Raw genomic sequence first — 481 nt, 5'->3', positions numbered from 1 at the left:
CGTCGCGGCGCGTGACGTCGGCCGTGACGGCCACCGCGCGGCCGGGGTTGGCCTCGATCAGCCGGGCGAGCGAGCCGCCTGCCGGCTTCACGTCGACGAGCACGCAGCGCGCGCCCTCGTCCAGATAGCGTTGCGCAACCGCCTCGCCGATGCCGCTTGCGGCGCCCGTCAGGATCGCGACCTTGTCTTCCAGTCTCACTGGCTGTCTCCGGTTCGTTCTTGCTGCACGACGGTCGCGGGTGAGCGAACGCTCTTCGACCGATCAATTGCTCTGTTAGTGATCGAATGATCGGATACGCGATACGCGCTGTCAAGACGACGCGGCGGCTTTCTATGACGCGCTGCGGCACGAGGGCGCGCGACGACGCGACGACGCGCCCGCACCGCAAGGCGGAAAGCGCGCGGTGCGGCGCAGTGGCATCGACGATGAAGGGGACGGAGCAACGACGGAAAATGGAATTCGCGCTGCACGGCGCGGCGA

1 protein-coding gene and 1 pseudogene are annotated in these 481 nt (G+C 68.2%); one reads left to right on the top strand and one right to left on the bottom strand.

The window, feature by feature from the left end; all coding sequences use genetic code 11:
* A partial coding sequence (locus tag A9Z05_RS38225) for an SDR family NAD(P)-dependent oxidoreductase (RefSeq protein ID WP_256122163.1) occupies positions 1–199 on the bottom strand: 199 nt, incomplete at its 3' end.
* Between the two features lie 86 nt (positions 200–285).
* On the opposite strand from A9Z05_RS38225, the pseudogene A9Z05_RS37315 reads away from it, so the two are divergent.
* Positions 286–481: pseudogene (locus A9Z05_RS37315) on the top strand (hypothetical protein); the annotation flags it as partial.

The sequence above is a fragment of the Burkholderia sp. A2 genome (assembly GCF_001729305.1).
Lineage (GTDB): Bacteria > Pseudomonadota > Gammaproteobacteria > Burkholderiales > Burkholderiaceae > Burkholderia > Burkholderia sola.
Note: the sequence above shows the minus strand (reverse complement) of the source record. Positions and strands in the feature narration are given on the sequence as shown.